This window comes from Ruegeria sp. BHSA163, from assembly GCF_059613365.1.
Genome location: NZ_JBXWSJ010000115.1, coordinates 1 through 4,007 on the forward strand (window position 1 = coordinate 1; position 4,007 = coordinate 4,007).

A 4,007-nucleotide genomic window follows, 5' to 3' on the forward strand; every position below is an offset into this window, starting at 1 on the left:
CAGATCTTCGACATTTCGAAGCGAAAGCGGAAATCGGACATAAAGCATCACCGCCAGGCGGATGATCTCGGGACTGGTTTTGAAGTACTTGAAAGAGGCAGGTTTGGTCATTCCTAAACGCTACGCAACCGCCCTGCCCTGCTCAAGCAAAGTTCTTCTGACAAGACCCATGAGTTAGTCTACGCTGACAAACCAATCAGACTTTGAGCCAAATCAAGTTTGCCGGATAAAAAGGCCACTAAGCTAACATTGTGCCCGGCGTCCAGCTACTCGATAGTATTCAGCAACAGTACATCTAAGCGTCATTCGTGAGCGGCTTGATTTAGCGTCGCGGGCGGAAGCTATGAATTTGTCGGAGGTTCCAACCAAGGATAGCGCCGATCCAGGATCGACAGTGTTTGGTCCGTGAAACTTGACAATGTACGTTCACCGATTTTTTCGGGAAACACAGTTTGGAAGCACTGAAACGCAATGCGAAGTCTGCTTAATATCAGTTTCACGTGCAGAACAGAATTGAATGTTCGTGTTGGAACTAGTTGTTCTCCAGAGGTTTTGGATCAGTCAAAAAATCGAGAAGCGTTACTGCGAGCAGCATGAAAAGTAGCAAAGCGCTTGATTCCGTGACGATTCAACGTTTTTCTATGCCCTAATGGGGTCCTGTTCTTGGGACGCCAAACCTAAAGTGGTAAGGATCGCTATTATGAAGTCTTTGGGTTCGATTGTGGCGGTGGTTCTACTCGTGCCAATAAATGCCCTAGCTGGAACAATTTCTGATAAACATCCGGACTTATTAATTTGTCCATATTCCGGTTCAGGTGGCCTTCCAGACGGAACGGTCGTTTTGTACTTAGCGGGAACAGGCGAAGATGGTTCTGTTGTCTATCAATCGCAAGGATCAAACAGCATAACCGCAATGTATGATTCTGACGGCAACCTTAGCGGGCCGTCAGAAAATGTATGCGGTGGCATGACGCTGTCGGAACTTGATGCGAACGGTAGCACTAGGAACTACTGAAAGATTCGTGAACTTGGCCAAAAACAGAAAAAGTCGTGTTTTGTCGGCTGATTTGTTCGCATAGCAATCGTTCACGCAGAATGCAGCGAATGACCGGGGCGAGCCCTTTTGTTCAAATGCCGCGGAGCGCACGAGTGTCAGCTTTGCGACTTCACCCAATCCAAAACGTCATCGGCGTTCCTGTCTGGTGGGAACACTGGATAAAATGTTTTCACGATCTTCCCGTCAATCACTATCAGCGCCATCCGCTTCAGAAGCGTCATACCCTCAACATCAAAAGTTGGAAGCTGATGGGTCTTGGTGAAGTTCAGCTCTCCGTCGGACAACAACGGGAATGGCAAATGCATACGGTCTGCAGCTTCGGACTGATACTCTGTGGATTGGGTGGATAGACCGAAAAGGTGGGTGACGCCGAGCGCCTTCAAATCAGCATGGTGATCGCGGAAAGCACAGGATTGGAGCGTACAGCCGCGTGCGCCAGGAATGCCATCCCAGCCATCGGGTACCGACCGCCTCACAGTTAACTTCACGGTGGACTAATTCGATCTAGGACATCCGTTGTTGTCGATTCTATAAGATCAAGTAACTCATACGCCACAAATAGTATGGGGGACTATATGGGGGTCTAATAAGGACTACTACAACACAACCCACTGATATTAATAAACTTAAAGGATTATTGTGGTGCCCAAGGAGAGACTCGAACTCTCACGCCCGTGAAGGCGGGGGATTTTGAATCCAAATAGTATCATTGTTTTTATTGTATTAATTAGTCATAAGTCACGGAAATCGTCCCACGAATAGGGTTATTTTGGGCTATCAAACATCCCTTAGGTTTCGCCTTGGCTTTTTTCCCGCGCGCACAAAAAATCGCTGTGTGCCCAACCTTCCAGCTTGTGGAAGGTTGTTGTTAGCAGTACGGTATTACCGGAAACAAGATCGGAAAGATGGACCGCAGCCGGGACAGCCCGAGGTCTTGTCTGGACATTAAAGTCCGATCTTCTGATCGGCACCTGGCATGCGGACTTCATCAAGGCCAGCGGTCACATGCACCGCGTCAACAGGCCGGACAAATGACCGCAACCTGCTTCGATGCACGTCGCTCAAGAAATCTCTTGCAAAAAAGGAGCCGTCCACAAATGACAAGACCGCTCAAGCCAAGTTATTCTGACATCTCCCTTTGGGTCGAGTTGCGGATCGCAACTTCGGCCATGGCAGTGGCACCCCTTGGCAAACCCGTCAAACGATCCGTAGACTAAATTCGTCCGAAAAAGGGAAAGCTGGCTTTTAGACGAATAGTGCAGCAAGGCTCCATAGCTGAGCCACTCGCAGGATTTGATTGTATTGAACTCGGAGAAACTAGATGAGGTCCAACGCTGCATCCGTGAATTTGGGCCGCTTATACGAGATTGCCTCGTCCGATCAGGCTCTTGAAAAAATGTTGTCGGAGGGGCCTGAAAAGTGTCGGGCTTTGGGCAAGGGGGCCATCGATCGTGGGCTGTTGGCTCTTGCCTATGATATCCTCTTGGCAGGTATCAATAGTTTTCCAGAAGACATTGAACTCACCTATCTGGCGGCACTCGCATTGGCGCGAAGCGGCTCGCTGGATGCGGCCTCCTCGCGACTTGATCAAGTTTTGCACAGTCCCGCCGCTGATCGAAAGCAGTCTATCGAGATGTTGAGCCTCGCCGGACGGATCGCAAAAGATCGCTGGGCCAAATCCGCGAACGTCGAAGAAAGCCGGGCAGCCGGTGAGGAGTCCATTTGCCATTACCTCCAAGCATTCGACTTGTCGGGAAATTTTTTTCCGGGCATCAATGCCGCCACGATGCTGTTTGCGATCGGCGATCGAAAACGAAGCCGCGAGTTAGCCAAGCGGATCGAGGGCACCTGTCAGGCCATTGCCAACCCCGACTATTGGTGCGTTGCGACCCTCGGTGAAACTTTCCTGCTCAGAGAAGACTACGACGCTGCAAAAAAACTCTACGCTAAGGCGGCACAAATGGCCAAGGGAAAGTTCGGCGATTTGGCCAGCATGCGTAGGCAGCTGCGCCTAATTGAGCGTTGCGTGGGCTTGCCCGACAATTTCATCGATGTTGTATCCATTCCCGCGGTCGCGGCGTTCCTACCGGTAACAGGAGCCAGCGTCGGTAATAATGGACCGGCCGCGGGTTCGGAGGAATTCGAAACGCTGGAGGGTCGCCCGAGCGCGGTTATGTTGGACCGGGATATCGGCTTTGCCTATTGCTCTGTTTCGAGTATCTCGGAGATCCTATTTCTTGAGGCAATGCAGTCGCGCGGCGCGGAGACAAATGTCGTCTTGCCCTTTTCACGCGATGAAGTTGCGGACGCCTGTATCGGTGTCTTCGGAGAAAATTGGATCGCTCGTTTTCACAGCGTTGTCGACGGGGCGGACTCGGTCGAGGTGGCGACCCGCGAGGGGCATTATGGCGACGGCAGTCTCTATGGCTATGCGAGGCGGCTTGCAGGCGGCTATGCTCAGTTGCGGACACGCTATCTAGAAGCGGATCTGCATCTGTTCACCGTCGCCGACGATGCCCGCATGTTCGACAACCACTTCCCATCCACCATGCGACGGAAAGCCAGGTATTTTCACACCGTTGAAATGAGCTGGGGATCCCCGACATCGCCGGCCAACGGCCCGAATACCAGAGCGAAGAGCGCTATGCGGGAAGTGCGAACGATGATATTTGCCGATGTGGTGGGCTTCTCCGGCTTCTCCGAAGAGAGCACCTTGTCCTATGTCAGATTTCTCGGCGAGATCGCCGACATATTAAATACCAGCCCGCAGCGCCCGTTGTTTCAGAATACATGGGGCGACGGGCTTTTTCTGGTTTTCGCGAACGCCGTGGATGCCGGCGTTTTTTCAATGAACCTGCTGGATACGCTTCGGACAACGGATTGGTTGGCGAAAGGCCTTCCGCGGGAAACAAACATACGGATCGGTATCCATACCGGTCCGGTATATCCC

General features: G+C 51.7%; 3 protein-coding genes and 1 pseudogene. 2 read left to right on the forward strand and 2 right to left on the reverse strand.

Going from position 1 to position 4,007, the window contains the following annotated elements:
• Positions 1–111 (reverse strand): annotated as a pseudogene (locus tag AC2FNV_RS23355) (IS6 family transposase); the annotation flags it as partial.
• 589 nt (positions 112–700) lie between these two features.
• Here AC2FNV_RS23355 and AC2FNV_RS23360 point away from each other — a divergent pair.
• The gene (locus AC2FNV_RS23360) at positions 701–1,015 is read left to right on the forward strand and encodes a hypothetical protein (RefSeq protein ID WP_170608946.1); all 315 of its coding nucleotides are present in this window, start codon (positions 701–703) and stop codon (positions 1,013–1,015) included.
• A gap of 137 nt (positions 1,016–1,152) precedes the next feature.
• On the opposite strand, the gene AC2FNV_RS23365 is transcribed toward AC2FNV_RS23360, so the two are convergent.
• A complete protein-coding gene (locus tag AC2FNV_RS23365; protein WP_367648220.1) occupies positions 1,153–1,533 on the reverse strand; it encodes a peroxiredoxin in 381 nt (126 codons plus the stop codon).
• Positions 1,534–2,378: 845 nt separating this feature from the next.
• Here AC2FNV_RS23365 and AC2FNV_RS23370 point away from each other — a divergent pair.
• Positions 2,379–4,007, forward strand: a 1,629-nt coding sequence (locus AC2FNV_RS23370; protein ID WP_496774709.1) for a TRAFs-binding domain-containing protein, incomplete at its 3' end; no start/stop codon positions are given.